This window comes from Mesorhizobium sp. LSJC280B00 (assembly GCF_000502835.1).
Lineage (GTDB): Bacteria > Pseudomonadota > Alphaproteobacteria > Rhizobiales > Rhizobiaceae > Mesorhizobium.
In genome coordinates, this window is the sequence record NZ_AYVL01000036.1 from 1 (window position 1) to 18,008 (window position 18,008).

The window sequence follows — 18,008 nt, forward strand, 5'->3', positions numbered from 1 at the left end:
GGTTCGTCCTTCAGCCGGCGCTCGAGATTGACCAGCTTGCCCTCGGCGCGGCGGCGGTCAAGCCTGCCGTGTTCGATCGTGGCGACGCCGGCCGAGTCATAGCCGCGATATTCGAGCCTTTTCAGCGCATCGACGATAAGCGGCGCGACCGGCGAGTTACCGACAATTCCAACGATACCGCACATGGCGCTTGCCCCCGATTCCGACCTCAAACCCGGCGCTACTTAGAGACTGCCGGGCTGTCGCGAAAAATCACATTCCATTTCGTCCGGTATCAGCCGGACTATCCTACACAGATGCACCATGACAGGGCGCACTTGCAATCCGGTTACTGCAATTGCTCAGTTTCTCCGCTTATGTATCCTATCTCGGCTCAACGGCTCCAGAAATCAGTCAAAGACATGATGCGGCTATGAACGAACGAATTGACACGGTGACGCTTTGGCGTCCGGTTGGGCCCCGCGAACTGGAGTTGATCCAGAGGGCAGGGATGCGCGCCTTTCCTCCTCGACTTGCCGATCAGCCGATCTTCTATCCGGTCACCAGCGAGGCCTATGCCACCCAGATCGCCCGAGACTGGAATGTGCCCGCGAGCGGATCAGGTTTCGTGACGCGTTTCGAGGTGCGTCGTAGCTTTCTGGACCGTTACAGCGTCCAGCATGCCGGCAGCCGGGCGCATCTGGAATACTGGATCCCGGCCGAAGACCTGTCGGCCTTCAACGATGCAATCGTCGGCGAAATCCAGCTTGTCGCCGAGTTCCGCTAGTCTACCCTTTTTTGCGGGCCGCCGCGGCCTGAGAAAAACGCTCTCGCAACTCCTTGCCCTTGCCGGCTAGAGTCCGCTGGCGGGCGCGGCCGAAGGCCAGCGCATCGTCGGGTACGCTTTCGGTGATGACGCTGCCCGAGGCGATGTAGCCGCCCTTGCCGATCGACACCGGCGCCACCAGCGAGGAGTTCGAGCCTATGAAGGCGCCCTCGCCGATATCGGTGAAGAATTTCGAATAGCCGTCATAATTGCAGGTGATGGTGCCGGCGCCGATATTGGCACCGGCGCCGATGCGAGCATCGCCGATATAGGTCAGATGGTTGACCTTCGCGCCCTCCTCGACGATCGCCTGCTTTACCTCGCAGAAATTGCCAACCTTGGCCTTGTTTCTCAGATCGGCCCCGGGCCGTAGCCGCGCGAACGGCCCGACATCGCAATTCGACGCGATGGTGGCGCCTTCGATATGGCTGAAGGCATGGATCTTGGCCCCCGTGGCGATTTTCACGCCCGGCCCGAACCAGACATTGGATTCGACGATCGTATCGGCGCCGATCTCGGTGTCGTGCGAGAAGAACACAGTTTCGGGCGCAATCAGCGTAACGCCAGAAAGCATCGCCTCGCGCCGCCGGCGCGCCTGCCAGATACCTTCCGCCTGGGCAAGCTCGGCACGGTTGTTGATGCCGAGCGCGTTCTCGAAACTTGCTTCGGAGGCGACCACATCAAATCCCTGCGCAGCGGCGATCTCGACGATGTCGGTGAGATAATACTCGCCCTTGGCGTTCTTGCTGCCGACTTGATCGAGCAGCTTCAGCGCGTGCCTGCCGGCGACCGCCATCAGCCCGCCATTGCAGAAGGTGATTTTCTTCTCCTCGTCCGAGCAGTCCTTCTCCTCGCGGATGGCCACGAGCTTGCCGGCCTTTTCGATAAGCCGGCCGTAGCCCGAAGGATTTTCCGTACGGAAGCCGACCACGACGACGGCCGCACCTTCCGCCAGCTTCAGCCGCGCCGCCGCGAGCGCTTCCGGATCGATCAACGGCGTGTCGCCAAACATCACCAAGATGTCGTCATAACCTTTTGATATTGCTGCGCGTGCGGCAAGCACGGCGTGCGCGGTGCCGAGACGTTTTTCCTGGACGAAAGCCTCGGCCTTCGGCGCAAACTTGAGTGCGGCCTTGCGCATCTCATCGGCGCCATGGCCGATCACCAGCGCCAACTCGCCGCTGCCGGCGGCTTCGGCCGCCTTGACGACATGGGCAACCATCGGCAGGCCGGCGATTGTGTGCAGCACTTTCGGCACTGCACTCTTCATGCGCGTGCCTTCGCCGGCGGCGAGGATGATGGACAGGCAGGTTCTCTGGCTCATGGGATGGCAACCGTTGAAAGGGGTCTGGAATCGAAGCGTTAGTAGCACTGGCGCCATGCTGCACCAATGCGGTTAAATTCCGGTGAGACGGTGGAACCTCCAACCCGTGACACGCTCAAGCCGATCGGCTCAGGCGGCTTCCGCCTCGTTGCGTGATGCGAAACTGGAGGCTCGGCCACGGCCGTATTGCCGTGGCGAACAGTTCATGACCCGCTTGAAGGCTGTGCTGAAGGCGCTTTCGGATTCGTAGCCGAGCGAAAGCGCTATGACGGCGACGGGATCGCTGGAATTCGTCAGCCGGTCGCCGGCCAGCAGCATTCGCCAGCGCGTCAAATAGTCCATCGGCGACGCGCCAACCGTCTCCTTGAATCTGAGCGCAAAGGTCGATCGCGACATGCCGGCCCGTTCCGCCAGTTCCTGTAACGTCCAGCCATGCGCCGGATCGTCATGCATGGCGCTGATCGCTGCGCCGATCTGTTTGTCCGCGAGGGCAAAGAGCCAGCCGATGCCACCTTTCAATCCTTCCGAAAGATGCAGCCGCAGCGCCTGAACCAGCATCATGTGGGCGAGGTGCTGGATCACCAGAAAGCCGCCCGGTTGTGGCTCGCGCAGCTCCTGCATCATCCGCTCCACCGACCAGCGCAGCGCCGACTGGTCCGACTCTTTGCGGATATGCACAATGGCTGGCAGCATCCGCAACAGGATGCCGGCATGATTGCCGCCAAGCGCGAAGCGGCTGCTGACCAGAAAGAAATCACCACCGCCATTGTGGGTCACGACACCGCCGGCTCGCGCAGGCGGAAAAATCTTGACGGCTTCAACAGGCGTCAAGCTCATGTCGCTTGCAAGGCGGAAAGGCCGTCCACTCGGCAGCAGGAAGCAGTCTCCCGTCTCAAGGCGCACTGCGTCAGCAACGCCCTCCACAGATAGCCAGCACCGGCCGGAGACCACCGCTCCGGTCTTGATGCTTTGCTGCTGGTCGGGGAACTGGATCGACCATTCACCACCAGCATCGAAACCGGCCGACATATAGTTTCGCGGCTTCAGCAGCGAGAGCACATCTGAAAGGGGATCCACAGGTCATTCCGGACGATTGCGAAGATAATACGGACTTTACCGCATAGATCGTATTTTCTCAAGCGCCTATCACGACACAACTGCGCCGCGAAAATGGTCGTGGCCAGAAACGAACAAGGAGAAGTCGTGATGCGTGTTTTCGTTACCGGAGCGACCGGATTCGTCGGTTCTGCCGTCGTTCAAGAACTCATCGGCGCCGGCCATCAGGTGCTCGGCCTCGCCCGCTCGGCGGCGTCGGCCAAGTCGCTTGCAGCCACCGGAGCCGAGGTGCATCGAGGTGACCTCGAAGACCTCGAAAGCCTCAGCAGGGGCGCAGCGGCAGCTGATGGAGTGATCCATACCGGCTTCAACCACGACTTCTCGAAATTCGCGCAAAATTGCGAGATGGACCGGCGCGCCATCGAGGCCTTGGGCGGTGCACTCGAAGGCTCCGAGCGGCCCCTGCTCGTCACCTCCGGAACCGCGCTCCAGGCGCGGGGCCGTATCGCGACCGAGGAAGATGCGCCTGTCCCCTCTTCCGCTTCGTATCCCCGCGCCTCCGAAGCGACAGCCGCCGCGCTGGCGGCACGCGGCGTGCGCGCGTCGGTTGTGCGCCTTCCTCCATCGGTCCATGGCCAGGGCGACCACGCCTTCGTTCCTATTCTCATCGACCTCGCTCGCAAGAAGGGCGTGTCGGCCTATATCGGCGAAGGGCTCAATCGCTGGCCTGCGGTGCATCGGTTCGATGCCGCCCGCGTTTACCGGCTTGCGCTCGAGCATGGAGCCGATGGCGGGCGATATCACGCGATCGCCGAAGAAGGCGTGCCGTTCAAGGACATCGCCGGCGTGATCGGCCGGCGCCTGAACGTGCCGGTCGTCGCCAAGTCCGCGGAAGAAGCCGCCGATCATTTTGGCTGGTTCGCGATGTTCGCGGCGATGGATGTCCCGACCTCGAGCGAGCGGACTCGCGCGCTGCTGGGGTGGGCGCCGAGCGGACCCGGGCTCATCGCCGATATCGACCAGCCGGGCTATTTCGAAGGTGAATGGACCGCGTAGCTGCGGTGCCTTGCGCCGCAGCTACGGCCTCGCGCTTCGGCCGGGCGGCAAACCTATCCCAATTGCCCCAGCACCGGAAAATTCTCGAGCAACCAATAGGACACCGCCTGCACGCCGCCGGTCAGGAAAAACACGCCGGCGACCACCAGCAACGCGCCGATGGCCTTTTCGACGCGGCCGAGATGGACGCGGAATTTCCCGAGAAAGCGCATGAAGGCGCCTGAAAACAGCGCCGCAACGAGGAAGGGAATACCGAGGCCGAGCGAATAGGCGGCAAGCAGCAGCGCGCCCTCGCCCACCGTCTCGCGGCCGCCGGCAAGCGTCAGGATCGGCCCCAGCACCGGGCCGATACAGGGCGTCCAGCCAAAGGCGAAGGCCAGGCCCATTACGTAAGCGGCGATCAGGCTGGCCGGCTTGCCTTGTGACTGGAAGCGCGCCTCGCGTGAAAGCAAAGGGATGCGCAGTACGCCGAGGAAATTCAGCCCCATCAGGATGATCAGCACGCCGGCCGCCATTGCCAGCGGCTCCTGCCAGACTCGCAGCAGATGGCCGATGGTCGAGGCGCCGGCGCCGAGCGCGACGAAGACGGTCGAGAAGCCGAGCACGAAGGCGATGGAGGAATTAACCAGCGCGCCTCGCGCCCCGGCCTTTGCCGTAATGCCGGCTTCGCCGCGGAAATCGTCGACCGAGACGCCGGCCATATAACATAGGTACGGTGGCACCAGCGGCAGCACGCAAGGCGACAGGAACGAAATCGCTCCCGCCCCGATCGCACTGACATAGCCGACGTCCAATGCCATTTCCGTCTCCCGATGACTGCGCAGCCATATAGCCGCGACAACAGCTGTCCGCCAATCACCATCGCGTGGCCCCATCACATTGGGTAGCAAGTCGACGCCCGCCCGGGAAGAAAGGGCAGCCAGGCAGCGTTGATCAAACGAAGCTGCGTTGTTCCGCGCGCTTTTCGAATGATCCAGGGAGAAATCCATGAAAACGATCGCAACTGGCATGGCCGCGCTTTTGCTCGGCACTGCCGCATCCTTCGCCGCCGAGGCGTGGAAGGAAGCGGAGGTCGGCAGCACCAAGATCTACACCGACGCCAGCGGCATGANCATCCTTCGCCGCCGAGGCGTGGAAGGAAGCGGAGGTCGGCAGCACCAAGATCTACACCGACGCCAGCGGCATGACGCTCTACACCTACGACAAGGACGAGGCGGGCAAGTCGAACTGCTACGACAAATGCGCCGCCAATTGGCCGCCGCTGAAGGCTGACGCCAACGCCAAGGCCGAGGGCGAGTGGACGATCGTCGACCGCACCGACGGCACCAGGATGTGGGCCTACGAAGGTAAGCCGCTCTACACGTTCATCAAGGACAAGAAGGCCGGCGACGTGACCGGCGAGGGTGTCGGCGGCGTCTGGCATATCGCCAAGGCCGACTAGGCCTTGAGCTTCTGATCGGCTGTAACAGGCGGTAACACGGCTGGTCGCTGGGAACTCGACCCAACCGCCCCGGCGGCCAGCTTTTCAGCACGGTACTTCCTTGCGACTGTCCGAGCAAAATGCCGGGCTACCGATTGCGCGCTTCACAGCATCTGTTCAAGCAGGGCTGGCGCGTGCTCGATGTTTCTCTTATATCCGCGGGAGAGTTTGTCCCGTTCTCCAGGATCAATTGCCGGGCTTGTCCAGTGATAGGCTGGCCATTTCCCTTATCCAGGATTGCGGAAAATCGCATGGCGCCGTTGGGTTGCGCATTCGGTACAGGGCCGCATTTTGACTGCTTGGCCTTGACCGGATGCAAAAGCGCGGCCATGTGAGCGACACATTGAACGAGATTTCGTCGCGCGCAGCGGAATTCTTCTGCCGCATCACAACTGATATGAGACCGTATGGACGTCGTCGTCGTCGAATCGCCGGCCAAGGCGAAGACAATCAACAAATACCTCGGCAAGAACTACAAGGTTCTGGCCTCGTTCGGCCATGTCCGCGATCTGCCGGCCAAGGATGGCTCGGTGCGTCCGGATGAGGACTTTGCCATGTCCTGGGCCGTCGACACCGCGTCTGGAAAGCGTCTCGCCGATATTGCCAAGGCGGTCAAGGACGCCGACGGGCTGATCCTCGCCACCGATCCGGACCGCGAGGGCGAAGCGATCTCCTGGCATGTCCTGGAAGTGCTGAAGCAAAAGCGCGCGTTGAAGGACAAGCCGGTCAGCCGCGTCGTCTTCAACGCCATCACCAAGGCGTCCGTGCTGGAGGCGATGGCCAATCCGCGCCAGATCGACGCGCCGCTGGTCGATGCCTATCTCGCCCGCCGCGCGCTCGACTATCTGGTCGGCTTCACGCTGTCGCCCGTGCTGTGGCGCAAGCTGCCCGGCGCCCGCTCCGCCGGCCGCGTCCAGTCGGTGGCGCTGCGTCTGGTCTGCGACCGCGAATCCGAGATCGAGCGCTTCATCCGCGAGGAATACTGGCAGGTCGCCGCCATTCTCGGTACGCCGCGCAAGGAAAATTTCGAGGCGCGGCTGACCGCCTTCGAGCGCAAGAAGCTGCAAAAGCTCGACATTTCCAACAAGGGGCAGGCCGACGACATCAAAGCGATGCTCGAAGGCGCCAGCTTCAAGGCGGCGTCTGTCGAAGCGAAGCCGACCAAGCGCAATCCCGGGCCGCCCTTCACCACCTCAACGCTGCAGCAGGCAGCCTCATCGGGTCTCGGCTTTTCGGCCAACCGCACCATGCAGGTGGCGCAGCGGCTCTATGAGGGCATGGAGATCGGCGGTGAGACCACCGGCCTGATCACCTATATGCGGACCGATGGCGTGCAGATGGCACCGGAGGCGATCTCTGCCGCACGCGATGCGATTGCCAAGGAATTCGGCCCTAAATACCTGCCTGAAAAGCCGCGCTACTATTCCGCCAAGGCCAAGAATGCCCAGGAGGCGCACGAAGCGATCCGTCCGACCGATTTCATGCGCACGCCGGCTTCCGTCAAGCAGTATCTCGACGCCGACCAGGCGCGGCTTTACGAGATGATCTGGAAACGCGCCATCGCCAGCCAGATGCAGCCGGCCGAGATAGAGCGCACCACGGTCGAGATAGAGGCAGTCAACGGCCCGCGCACCGCCGAGCTTCGCGCTGTAGGCTCGGTTGTTCGCTTCGACGGCTTCCTTGCCGCTTACATCGAGCAGAAGGAAGAAGATTCGGAAGACGAGGAAAGCCGCCGCCTGCCCGAGATCCGTGCCGGCGAGCAGCTCACACGCGAGGCGATCAACGCCACCCAGCACACCACCGAGCCGCCGCCGCGTTATTCGGAAGCTTCGCTGATCAAGAAGCTGGAAGAGTTGGGCATCGGCCGGCCGTCGACTTATACGGCGATCCTGAAGACGCTCGAGGATCGTGACTATGTCACCATCGACAAGCGCAAGCTGGTGCCGCAGGCAAAGGGCCGGCTATTGTCGGCCTTCCTCGAAAGCTTCTTCGAGCGTTATGTCGAGTACGACTTCACCGCTTCGCTGGAGGAAAAGCTCGACGAGATTTCCGACGGCAAGCTCGCATGGAAGGACGTGCTGCGCGATTTCTGGAAGGATTTTTCCGGCGCCGTCGCCGACATCAAGGAGTTGCGCGTCACCGACGTCCTCGATGCGTTGAACGAGGAACTGGCGCCGCTGGTCTTTCCCGCGCGGGAAGACGGTTCGAACCCGCGCATCTGTCCGAAATGCGGCACCGGCAACCTGTCGCTGAAGCTCGGCAAGTTCGGCGCCTTCGTTGGCTGTTCGAACTATCCCGAATGCTCCTTCACCCGCCAGCTCGGCGACGCCGCCAATCCCAATGGCGAGAACGGCGGTGGCGAAGACGGCACCAAAGTGCTCGGCAAGGACCCCTATACCGCCGAGGAGATCACGCTGCGCAATGGCCGGTTCGGCCCCTATATCCAGCGCGGCGACGGCAAGGATGCCAAGCGCTCCAGCCTGCCCAAGGGCTGGACTGTCGATTCGATCGATCACGAAAAAGCACTCGCCCTTTTGTCGCTGCCGCGCGATGTCGGCAAGCATCCGGAATCCGGCAAGATGATTTCGGCCGGGCTGGGGCGCTACGGGCCGTTCGTGCTGCATGACGGCACCTACGCCAATCTCGACAGCATCGAGGACGTGTTCTCGATCGGCCTCAATCGCGCCGTCTCCGTGATCGCCGAGAAGCAATTGAAGGGCAAAGGCGGCCGCAATGGCGGCACAGCCGCTGCGCTCAAGGAACTTGGCGAGCATCCTGCCGGCGGCGGCAAGATCGTCGTGCGCGACGGCAAATACGGGCCTTATGTGAATTTCGGCAAGGTCAATGCGACGCTGCCGAAGGGCAAGGATCCGCAATCGGTGACGATCGAGGATGCGGTGGCGCTCATTGCGGAAAAGGAAGCCAAGGGCGGCAATGGCCCCAGGAAGCCCTTCCGCAAAGCGGCCGCGCCTGCGAAGAAATCGGCTGCGGCCAAAAAACCGGCGGCCAGGAAAAAGGGATAGGACGGGTTGGCGCGCAAAGTCTCCGGAAGAAGCCACGGCGATCTGCGCACCGCCGATACCCGTGCCAAGGTCAGGGACAATTACCGGCCTTCACGCGACGAGATACTGCGTTACATCGCCGAAAATCCGGACCGCGCCGGAAAACGCGACATCGCCAAGGCGTTTGCGCTGCGCGGCGAAGACCGCATCTGGCTGAAGGACGTCTTGCGCGACCTGCAGGATGAAGGCCTGCTGACCAAGGAGCGCAAGCGGCTTGCCCGTGTCGGCGCCCTGCCCCACGTCGCGGTGCTCGACATCTTCGGCCGTGACGCCGACGGTGTGCTGCTGGCGCACCCGACCGAAGCGATCGGCAATGGCGAACCTCCGGTCATAGCGATCCGCGTGTCGCGCGGCGGCAATGGGCCGACGCCTGGCATCGGCGACCGCGTGCTGGCCAAGACCTTTCCGACCGACGATCCGGCAGGCCCGGCCTATACCGGCCGGGTGATGAAGATATTCGAGAAGCGCACCGATGCGGTTCTCGGCGTTTTCCGTGTGCTGAAGGACGGCACGTTCCGCATCGAGCCGGTGGAAAGGCGCCAGCCGGAGCTGGTCGTCGACAAGGAATTCCAGAACGGCGCCAAGAACGGCGACCTGGTCGAAGTCGAGCCGGCGCGGGCCTCGCGCTACGGGCTGCCGCGAGCCAAGGTTCTGGCGGTGTTGGGGTCGCTGACCAGCGAAAAGGCGGTCTCGATGATCGCCATCCATGCACACGACATTCCACATATTTTTCCCACCGACGTCATCGCCGAGGCGGAGGCGGTCAAGGCGGCGACGCTTGCCGGACGCGAGGATTGGCGCGAGCTGCCGCTGCTCACCATCGATCCGGCCGACGCCAAGGATCATGACGACGCGGTGTTCGCCATGCCCGACACCGACGAGAAGAACGCCGGCGGCGTGGTTGTCACCGTCGCCATTGCCGATGTCGCTGCATACGTGCGCTATGCCACGGCGCTCGATCGCGAAGCGCTGAAGCGCGGCAATTCGGTCTATTTTCCCGACCGCGTCGTACCGATGCTGCCGGAGCGCATCTCGAACGACCTCTGTTCACTGCGCGAGGGCCAGGATCGTCCGGCGATAGCGGTGCGTATGACTTTCTCGGCCGATGGCCACAAACTCAGACACTCCTTCCATCGCGTCATGATGAAGTCGGCGGCGAAACTCGCCTATCAGCAGGCGCAAGCGGCGATCGACGGCGCACCGGACGACACGACCGGCCCGATCCTCGATACGGTGCTGAAGCCGCTATGGGACGCCTACACGATCCTGAAGCGCGGCCGCGACACGCGCCAGCCGCTTGAGCTCGATCTGCCCGAGCGCAAGATCCTGCTCAAGCAGGACGGCACCGTCGACAAGGTCGTCGTGCCGGAGCGGCTCGACGCGCACAAGCTGATCGAAGAGTTCATGATCCAGGCCAATGTCGCCGCCGCCGAGACACTCGAGGCGAAGCGCCAGGCGCTGGTCTACCGCATCCACGATGCGCCCTCGCTCGCCAAGCAGGAATCGTTGCGTGAATTCCTGCAGACGCTCGGCCTGTCGCTGGCGCGCGGCGCGCAAATGCGGCCGAACCAGTTCAACGGCATCCTCGCTCGCGTGCGCGGCGCCGACAATGAGGGGCTCGTCAACGAAGTGGTGCTGCGCTCGCAGAGCCAGGCCGAATATTCGCCCGCCAATATCGGCCATTTCGGCCTCAACCTGAAGCGCTACGCGCATTTCACCTCGCCGATCCGCAGATATGCCGATCTGATCGTGCATCGCGGGCTGATTGCCGCACTCGGCCTTGGTCCGGGGGGCCTGACGCAGGACGAGGCGGAGCGGCTGGAAGAGGTCTCGGCGCTGATTTCGGCGACCGAGCGGCGCGCGATGGCCGCCGAGCGCGACACGGTCGACCGGCTGATCGCTGCCTATCTCGCCGAGCGCATCGACGACCGTTTCGACGCCCGCATCTCGGGCGTCACCAAATCGGGCCTGTTTGTCCAATTGCCGCAGTATGGCGCGGATGGCTTCATTCCGGTTTCAACCCTGGGCGGCGACTACTATATATACGACGAAACTGCTCGATCGCTTTTCGGAGAACGCACCGGCAAGGGCTATCAGCTTGCTGATCGCGTCGAGGTTCGCCTGATCGAGGTGGCGCCGATGGCCGGCGCGATGCGTTTCGAGATGCTGACCGAGCCAAAGCCGCTGCCCGGCTCCAAACGGTCGTTCCACAAGGCCAAAGGCCGCGCCCGGGCGTCGCAATCGCGTCCAGGCTCGCGCGGCAGGAGACGGTAATGCCAACAGAACTGCAGGTGGAAGAACGGATTTTCGGCGGCGAACATCACTCGGGCCGGACCGCCCGGCCGCTATGGACGGCAATGAAGCGCGGCATGCTCGGCCGCTGCCCGCATTGCGGCGAGGGCAAGCTGTTTCGCGCCTTCGTCAAAACCGTCGACAAATGCGATCATTGCGGCGAGGAACTTCACCACCATCGCGCCGACGACCTGCCGGCCTATCTTGTGGTGGTCATTGTCGGCCACATCGTGCTCGGCGCCTTCATGGGTGTCGAGGCAACCTCGACGCTGTCGACCTGGCAGCACATCGCCATCTGGGTGCCATTGACCATCATTCTCGCCGTCGTCCTGCTGCAGCCGGTCAAGGGCGCTGTCATCGGCCTGCAATGGGCGTTTTATATGCACGGCTTTGGCGGTGAAGAAGATCTGATCGAGTCGCATCCCGAGGCTTGAAACCGAGGCTGGCGCAATCGGCATGGCTGGACGCCACTTCCGCATTGGAGAAGATTCCGCTAGGTCGAGCGCATGGACGTTATGACCAAGGCGGAAATCGACAAGGGTGAGCGGATCGCGCTCGATGCCAAGCCTATACGCCCGCGCGACGCCGCGACGCTGATCCTGCTCGACCGCAAGGGCGACGAGTTCCTGGTGCTGATGGGCCGGCGCCACGCCGGTCATGCCTTCATGCCGGGAAAATTCGTGTTTCCTGGCGGCCGCACAGATCCGGCCGACAGCCGCATCCCGACAGCCACCGCCCTTCATCCCGAGGAAGAAGCGAGATTGACCGCTGGCATCGGCCGCACCAGCCCGGCCCGCGCCCGCGCCATTGCCCTGTCGGCAATCCGCGAAACCTATGAGGAGGCCGGCTTGCTGATCGGCCAAAAAGGCACCTTCGCGACCGCCAGGCGCGACTGGCAGGGCTTTGTCGAGCACGGCGTCATCCCATCACTGCAAGCGCTGCGCTTCGTCGCACGCGCCATCACCCCGCCCAACCGGGTGCGCCGCTTCGATACGCGCTTTCTCGCCGCATGGCGCGACGATGTCGCCGTTGAACTGCCGGATGGCGGTCCGACCGACGAGTTGGAGGACGTCGTTTGGCTGCCGCTGGCCAAGGCCCGGCAAGCCGATATTCCAGACATCACGCGCACGGTCCTGGAGGAGCTGGAAACCCGGCTCGCCCGGGATCCGCTGCTGAGCCCCGGCGGTCCCGTGCCGTTCTACCGGCTTGTCCGCAATCGCTTCGTCCGCGAAATTCTCTAGAGCAGCCAGGCAATCCATGACAGTCGATATCCAGCCGCAGGGCAAGGAACGCGTACACTGGCTGCCGATGGTCGCGGCGATCTCGTCGATCAGCGTCGTCGGCATTGCCATCGGCCTTGGCATGCCGCTGCTCAGCGTGATCCTGGAAACGCGTGGCCATTCCGCGTCGATGATCGGTCTCAACACCGCGGTCGCCGGTCTCGCCTCGATCGCCGGCGCGCCGCTCGCCACCCCGCTCGCCATGCGGTTCGGGGTCGCCTGGACGATGCTTGCCATGATCGCCGCCGGGGCGCTGGCCTTTGTCGGTTTCCATTTCGCGCCAGCTTTCTGGATGTGGTTTCCGCTGCGCGTGCTGCTGCATATCGCGCTGACGGTGCTGTTCATCCTGTCGGAATTCTGGATCAGCACCTCGGCGCCGCCACACCGGCGCGGACTGGTCCTCGGCATCTATGCCACCGTGCTGTCTCTCGGCTTTGCCGCCGGGCCTTGGCTGTTCGCCCATCTCGGCAGCAGTGGCTTCCTGCCCTTCGGCGTTACCATCGCCTTGGTTACGCTCGCTGCCATACCGGTCCTGGCGGCACGCAACGAGAGCCCGACGATCGTCTCGGACGGCGAAACCAGCAATTTCCTGCGTTACATCTGGCTGGTGCCGACGGCGACCGCCGCCGTGCTGGTGTTCGGCGCGGTCGAGACCGGCGGCTTTGCACTGTTCCCGGTCTACGGTAGCCGCATCGGCTACTCCGAGGCGGACGCCGCCCTTTTGCTCACCATGATCGGGCTTGGCAATGTGCTGTTGCAGATCCCGATCGGCATGATCAGCGACCGCGTCAGCGACCGCCGCTATCTGCTGATGGCCTGTGCCACTGTCGGGCTTGCCGGCACGGTCTTCATGCCGTTCTTCGCGCATAACTGGCATTTGATGGCAGCGCTTCTGTTCATCTGGGGCGGTGTGGTCGCCGCTATGTATACAATCGGTCTTGCTCACCTCGGCTCCCAGCTTTCCGGCCACGAACTGGCCTCCGCCAACGCCGCCTTCGTGCTTTGCTACGGCGTCGGCATGGTGCTTGGCCCGCAGGCAATCGGCATCGGCATGGACGCTTTCGGGCCGTCGGGCTTCGGTTGGGCGCTCGGCCTGTTCTTCGCCTGCTATATCGTGCTGGTCGGCACCAGGCTGCTCCGCAAAATCCTCTGAGTCGGCCCAGCTGCCGACATCGCTCCCACTGCTGACCAACTCCTGACACAACCATGTCAGGAGGGCTCGAGTATATGCTCCCCCAAAGTGCATTAGCAGGGAGACCTCGGATGATCGACAGTGGCTTTGAAACGAAATCGCTGCGGATGGAATTGCTGCTGCTGGTGACCTTTCAGGCACCGGCAGCCGATGTCGACCGCATCATGGAGGCGGTGGTCGCGATCGTACCGCTCGGAATGGGCAAATATGACAGCAATGCTTTCCAGTCGGCGGACGGCATCGAACGCTACCGGCCGCTTGAAGGTGCCGCCGCCGGCGCCGAGACGGAATTGCGCAGGCGGTCGGGCACTGTCGAGGTGTCGTTCGAACTGCCCGACGACCAGAAGCTCGCCGCACGCGTCGTCGAAGCGATTTATCAGGTTCACAGCTATCAGGAACCGGTGATCCGCATTCAGCCACTGCTTGCCAGCCGCTCCAAGGGTCTCGACGACCGCGCCAACCCGAACCGCTGGTGGAACACGACGGGAGACTGGAAGAAGGCGTTGCAACCGGAAACCGTCGCGGCGGAGTGACCGGAACCTGGTCGTCTCTCGGTTTGAATTTGGCTGTCAGGAAGCCTGCCGATGAATGATGAAGCAAACCGCAAACCGGCAAGCGATCCCCAGGACCTGGCGCGGCTATTGGTTTCTCGCGAGCAAGCGGGAGACGCGGAAGGAATGGCTGCTCTTTACGAACCCGGTGCCATCCTCGATACCGGCAACGGGCGGTTGGCCTGCGGCAGAGATGCCATCCGCCGATTTTACGCCAAGTTGGTGGCAGCGGGACGAAAGTTTGATCTCGGAGATCAGCGTCCGGCTATCATCAACAGGGATTTGGCGCTCACTTCCACGCGCCTTGCCGATGGCACCGTTACTGCGGAAATCGCTCGCCGGCAAGGTGACGGGAACTGGCTTTGGGTGATCGATCAGCCGTCCATCGCTCGATACTCATAGCCAGCATTCAAACTGAGACGCCACCCGGAGGACGGCCGGAGGCACACAGGAGCCTCCCGCGGCTGTCGGCACCCAATCAAATTGTCGGGTTTTGGTAGCACATCGATGTCCGCTTCGTCCCCAGCCTCCATCGGCTGGCAACAAACCCGGACAACTCATGTGCCACCTAATCCGGACAACCCATCTGCTTACGACACAGAACCTGGACAAGGGTTGACTTTCCGGGCGCGTTCTTTATGTGTCGCGGCAAGTTTCCCGCGTCCGGGTGTTTTCCCCGTGCTCCAGCGGCCAAAACTCCACGAACATTTAACGGACGAACATCATGGCCAAAGCCGCAAACATCAAGATCAAGCTTCTGTCGACCGCCGACACCGGTTTCTTCTACGTGACCAGCAAAAACAGCCGCACCAAGACGGACAAGCTGTCGTTCCGCAAATACGACCCGGTCGCCAAGAAGCACGTCGAATTCAAGGAAACCAAGATCAAGTAATCGGGTTTTCTCTCGCGGTACCGAATCGCCGCCCTCCGGGCGGCGTTTTTCGTTTCGGGAATACAGGACTAGCCGATGCGACCGCCGCTTGCCGGATCGAACAGATGGAGCGATGCCGGATCAGCCGACAGGCGCACGGCCTCACCCGGCTTCACGCTGGCCCGGCCCATGGCAAACACGCAGACCTGCTGGCCGGCAAGCCTGGCATAGAACTGGGTGGACAGGCCGAGCGGCTCCACGACACCCACCTCGCCCTTCAGCGCGCCATTGTCGGCGAGCCGGATATGCTCGGGCCGCAAGCCGACGGTGATCGTATCGCCATCCCTGAGCGGCAGGCCGTCTGGCAGCCTCAGCTTCTGGCCGTCGGCCAGGATGGCATCCGGCTTGGCGCCCTTTTCAACCACGGCAGGCAGAAAATTCATGCCGGGCGAGCCGATGAACCCGGCGACGAACATGTTGACCGGCCGGTCGTACAGATCGAGCGGCACACCGACCTGCTGGACGAGGCCGTCATGCATGACGACGATGCGGTCGGCCATTGTCATCGCTTCGGTCTGGTCGTGGGTGACATAGACCGAAGTGGTCTTCAATTGCTGGTGCAGCGCCTTGATCTCGGCACGCATGTGAACGCGCAGCTTGGCATCGAGGTTCGAAAGCGGCTCGTCGAAGAGAAAGACCTTCGGGTCGCGTACGATGGCACGGCCCATGGCGACGCGCTGACGCTGGCCGCCAGACAATTGCCGAGGCAGGCGCTGCAGAAGCGCATCGAGCCCGAGCCGCTTGGCGGCCCCGTCCACCCTTGCATCGATCGCCGGCTTCCCGGCCTTCCTCAGCATCAGGCTGAAGCCCATGTTCTTCGACACGTCCATGTGCGGATAGAGCGCGTAGGACTGGAATACCATGGCAATGTCGCGGTCCTTTGGCGCAATGTCGTTGACCAGGCGCTCACCAATATGGATTTCGCCGTCGGAGACCTCCTCCAGCCCGGCGATCATACGCAGCAGTGTCGACTTCCCGCAGCCGGACGGGCCGACCAGAACGACGAACTCACCGTCGGCGATTTCGAGATCGACCGCGTGCAGGACGCGCACGGCTCCATAGTCTTTACGGACTTTGTCGAGTGTGACGGAGGCCATCGATCTATCCCTTGACGGCACCGGCGGTAAGGCCGGTGACGAGGTAGCGTTGCAGGAAAGCAAAGAAGATGCAGACCGGGATCAGCGCCAGGATGGAAGCCGCCATCATCTGTCCCCAGTCGACCGCGAATTTGCCGATATAGGTGAGCAGGCCGACCGCGAAGGTCTTCTGGTCGTCGCTGGAAATCAGCATCAGCGCAAACAGCAACTCGCTCCAGGCGGCGGTAAAGACGAAACCGAGCGTCGCACCCATGCCGGGCAGCGTCAGCGGCACGATCACCTTGCGCATCGCCTGCAGGCGCGTGCAGCCGTCGATCATCGCTGCCTCTTCCAGATCCCTGGGAATGCCGTCGAAGAACGACTGCATCAGGAAGGTCGCAAAGGCCGTATTGAAGGCGGTGTAGATGATGACGAGGCCGGTCAGGCTGTTGATGAGGCCGATCTGTCCCATGATGCGGTAGATCGGCGGAATGACCATCACCAGCGGGAACGTCTGGGTGAGCAGAAGCAGGATGGCCAGGGTCGCCTTGCCGCGGAAGGAAAATCGCGACATGGCGTAGCCGGCCAGCGTGGCAATNCAGAAGCAGGATGGCCAGGGTCGCCTTGCCGCGGAAGGAAAATCGCGACATGGCGTAGCCGGCCAGCGTGGCAATCACCGTTACGAAGGCTGCCGTCGAAACCGAAACGATAACGCTGTTCAGGAAGTAACGCGGGAAATCGCTGGCTTCGAGCACGGTGACGAAGTTCTGCAGCGTCGTTTGCGACGGCCAGAAAGTGATGCCTTCGGAATAGAGCAGCCGCTCCGGCGTGACCGAGATCTTCAACGTCCAGAAGATCGGGAACAACGCGAAGGCCATATAGGCGGCGATGGCGCCGTAAAGGCCGATGCCGCCGAGAATGCGCGAGGAGACGGAGCGTCCGGCAATCATCAGACGTGCCTCACCAGCGAGCGGCGGATGCCTATCAGCGCAATCGCATAGACGATGAGCAGCACAAGCAGCAGCACCGCCACCGCCGAGGCATAGCCCTTATCCAGTGACTTGAACGCGCTGACATAGATATAGACCGGCACCGTGGCGGTCGAACCGGCAGGCCCGCCTTCGGTCATGACGAAGATCAGGTCGGCGAATGTGGCGATCCATATCGTGCGCAGCATGACGGTAATGACGATGGTCGGCGCCAGGAACGGCAGCGTCACCTTGGTGAAGCGCTGCCACGGCGAGGCGCCGTCGATCGCCGCCGCCTCATGCAGTTCTGACGGGATCGACTTCAACGCCGCCAAAAGCGTGATGGCAAAAAAGGGAATGCCGAACCAGACATTGGCGACGATCGGCCCCCACATGGCTGTCGAGGGATCGGAGAGCACGTTGGTTGGCTCGGCTTTCAGCCCCAAGGCGTAGAGCCAATGCGGCAGCGGCCCGATGATCGGGTTGAACAGCCAGGCCCAGGTCAGGCCCGAGAGGAAGGACGGTACCGCCCAAGGCAGGAACACCACGGCCTGCACGATCTTTCTGCCCCGGAACGGCGTATCGAGCAGCAGCGCCAGGCCAAGTCCAAGGAAAAATTGGAAGAACAGGCTGGCTGCCGTCCACCATAGGGTGTTGACGAGCGCCTGCCCGAGCACAGGATCCGACAGCATCGCCTGATACTGCCCAAGCCCGACATATTCGGATTTGAAAGCGGAGAATTTGCGGAACGAGTAGCCGACACCGATAACCAGCGGCACCAGGAGCACGACGACCAGCAGCGCGATCGCCGGGCTGAGATAGAGCCAAGGCTCGATCGCGGCATGCGATAGCCGCTTCTTTCGCGGCCTGCCGGCGGATCGGATTTCGGACACGGCATAGGTCATTGGTACTGGATCGTCTCCTGGGTAAGCACG

General features: G+C 62.8%; 15 protein-coding genes and 3 pseudogenes. 11 read left to right on the forward strand and 7 right to left on the reverse strand.

What is annotated here, in order from left to right:
• Positions 1 to 185: pseudogene (locus X773_RS0139520) on the reverse strand (glutamine--fructose-6-phosphate aminotransferase); the annotation flags it as partial.
• Positions 186 to 412: 227 nt separating this feature from the next.
• On the opposite strand from X773_RS0139520, the gene X773_RS69460 reads away from it, so the two are divergent.
• On the forward strand, positions 413 to 766 hold the full coding sequence (locus tag X773_RS69460; RefSeq protein ID WP_023679968.1) for a hypothetical protein: 354 nt from the start codon (positions 413 to 415) through the stop codon (positions 764 to 766).
• A 1-nt stretch (position 767) separates the two neighbouring features.
• Here X773_RS69460 and glmU read toward each other — a convergent pair whose 3' ends face one another.
• Together glmU and X773_RS69470 are read right to left on the reverse strand one after the other, a co-directional pair.
• Positions 768 to 2,129 carry a bifunctional UDP-N-acetylglucosamine diphosphorylase/glucosamine-1-phosphate N-acetyltransferase GlmU gene (gene glmU, locus X773_RS69465; protein WP_023679969.1) on the reverse strand — a complete coding sequence of 454 codons (1,362 nt, stop codon included), beginning with the start codon at positions 2,127 to 2,129 and terminating at the stop codon, positions 768 to 770.
• Between the two features lie 129 nt (positions 2,130 to 2,258).
• Positions 2,259 to 3,206: an AraC family transcriptional regulator gene (locus tag X773_RS69470; RefSeq protein ID WP_031212844.1), complete on the reverse strand. Its 948-nt coding sequence runs from the start codon at positions 3,204 to 3,206 to the stop codon at positions 2,259 to 2,261.
• Positions 3,207 to 3,335: 129 nt separating this feature from the next.
• Here X773_RS69470 and X773_RS69475 point away from each other — a divergent pair, with 129 nt between their 5' ends.
• Entirely contained in the window at positions 3,336 to 4,241 is a 906-nt protein-coding gene (locus X773_RS69475) for an SDR family oxidoreductase (RefSeq protein WP_023679971.1), read from the forward strand.
• Positions 4,242 to 4,294: 53 nt separating this feature from the next.
• Here X773_RS69475 and X773_RS0139525 read toward each other — a convergent pair whose 3' ends face one another.
• Positions 4,295 to 5,041 carry a cytochrome c biogenesis CcdA family protein gene (locus tag X773_RS0139525; RefSeq protein WP_031212847.1) on the reverse strand — a complete coding sequence of 249 codons (747 nt, stop codon included), beginning with the start codon at positions 5,039 to 5,041 and terminating at the stop codon, positions 4,295 to 4,297.
• A gap of 187 nt (positions 5,042 to 5,228) precedes the next feature.
• Between X773_RS0139525 and X773_RS76840 the strand changes: the two are divergent.
• From X773_RS76840 to rpmG, 9 genes and pseudogenes are all read left to right on the forward strand, one after another.
• Positions 5,229 to 5,682 (forward strand): annotated as a pseudogene (locus tag X773_RS76840) (hypothetical protein).
• Between the two features lie 446 nt (positions 5,683 to 6,128).
• A complete protein-coding gene (gene topA, locus X773_RS69480) occupies positions 6,129 to 8,744 on the forward strand; it encodes a type I DNA topoisomerase (RefSeq protein ID WP_023679974.1) in 2,616 nt (871 codons plus the stop codon).
• Positions 8,745 to 8,786: 42 nt separating this feature from the next.
• Positions 8,787 to 11,057 (forward strand): ribonuclease R, encoded by a 2,271-nt coding sequence (gene rnr / locus X773_RS69485; protein WP_245274831.1) that lies wholly within the window; start codon positions 8,787 to 8,789, stop codon positions 11,055 to 11,057.
• Positions 11,057 to 11,509 carry a DUF983 domain-containing protein gene (locus X773_RS69490; protein WP_023679976.1) on the forward strand — a complete coding sequence of 151 codons (453 nt, stop codon included), beginning with the start codon at positions 11,057 to 11,059 and terminating at the stop codon, positions 11,507 to 11,509. Before rnr ends, X773_RS69490 begins: the two co-directional genes overlap by 1 nt.
• Positions 11,510 to 11,581: 72 nt before the next feature.
• Complete coding sequence (locus X773_RS69495) at positions 11,582 to 12,316, forward strand: NUDIX domain-containing protein (protein ID WP_023679977.1); 735 nt, start codon at positions 11,582 to 11,584, stop codon at positions 12,314 to 12,316.
• Between the two features lie 16 nt (positions 12,317 to 12,332).
• The gene (locus X773_RS69500) at positions 12,333 to 13,508 is read left to right on the forward strand and encodes an MFS transporter (RefSeq protein WP_023679978.1); all 1,176 of its coding nucleotides are present in this window, start codon (positions 12,333 to 12,335) and stop codon (positions 13,506 to 13,508) included.
• A 110-nt stretch (positions 13,509 to 13,618) separates the two neighbouring features.
• Complete coding sequence (locus X773_RS69505) at positions 13,619 to 14,080, forward strand: hypothetical protein (RefSeq protein WP_023679979.1); 462 nt, start codon at positions 13,619 to 13,621, stop codon at positions 14,078 to 14,080.
• 51 nt (positions 14,081 to 14,131) lie between these two features.
• A complete protein-coding gene (locus X773_RS69510) occupies positions 14,132 to 14,500 on the forward strand; it encodes a hypothetical protein (protein ID WP_023679980.1) in 369 nt (122 codons plus the stop codon).
• 322 nt (positions 14,501 to 14,822) lie between these two features.
• A complete protein-coding gene (gene rpmG, locus X773_RS69515) occupies positions 14,823 to 14,990 on the forward strand; it encodes a 50S ribosomal protein L33 (protein WP_006201775.1) in 168 nt (55 codons plus the stop codon).
• Between the two features lie 68 nt (positions 14,991 to 15,058).
• On the opposite strand, the gene ugpC is transcribed toward rpmG, so the two are convergent.
• The 3 genes and pseudogenes from ugpC to X773_RS69530 form a co-directional block, all read right to left on the reverse strand.
• Positions 15,059 to 16,126 (reverse strand): sn-glycerol-3-phosphate ABC transporter ATP-binding protein UgpC, encoded by a 1,068-nt coding sequence (gene ugpC, locus X773_RS69520; protein WP_023679981.1) that lies wholly within the window; start codon positions 16,124 to 16,126, stop codon positions 15,059 to 15,061.
• A gap of 4 nt (positions 16,127 to 16,130) precedes the next feature.
• Positions 16,131 to 17,055: pseudogene (locus X773_RS69525) on the reverse strand (carbohydrate ABC transporter permease).
• Entirely contained in the window at positions 17,055 to 17,978 is a 924-nt protein-coding gene (locus X773_RS69530; protein ID WP_023679983.1) for a sugar ABC transporter permease, read from the reverse strand. Before X773_RS69530 ends, X773_RS69525 begins: the two are co-directional and overlap by 1 nt.
• Positions 17,979 to 18,008 lie beyond the last annotated feature (30 nt).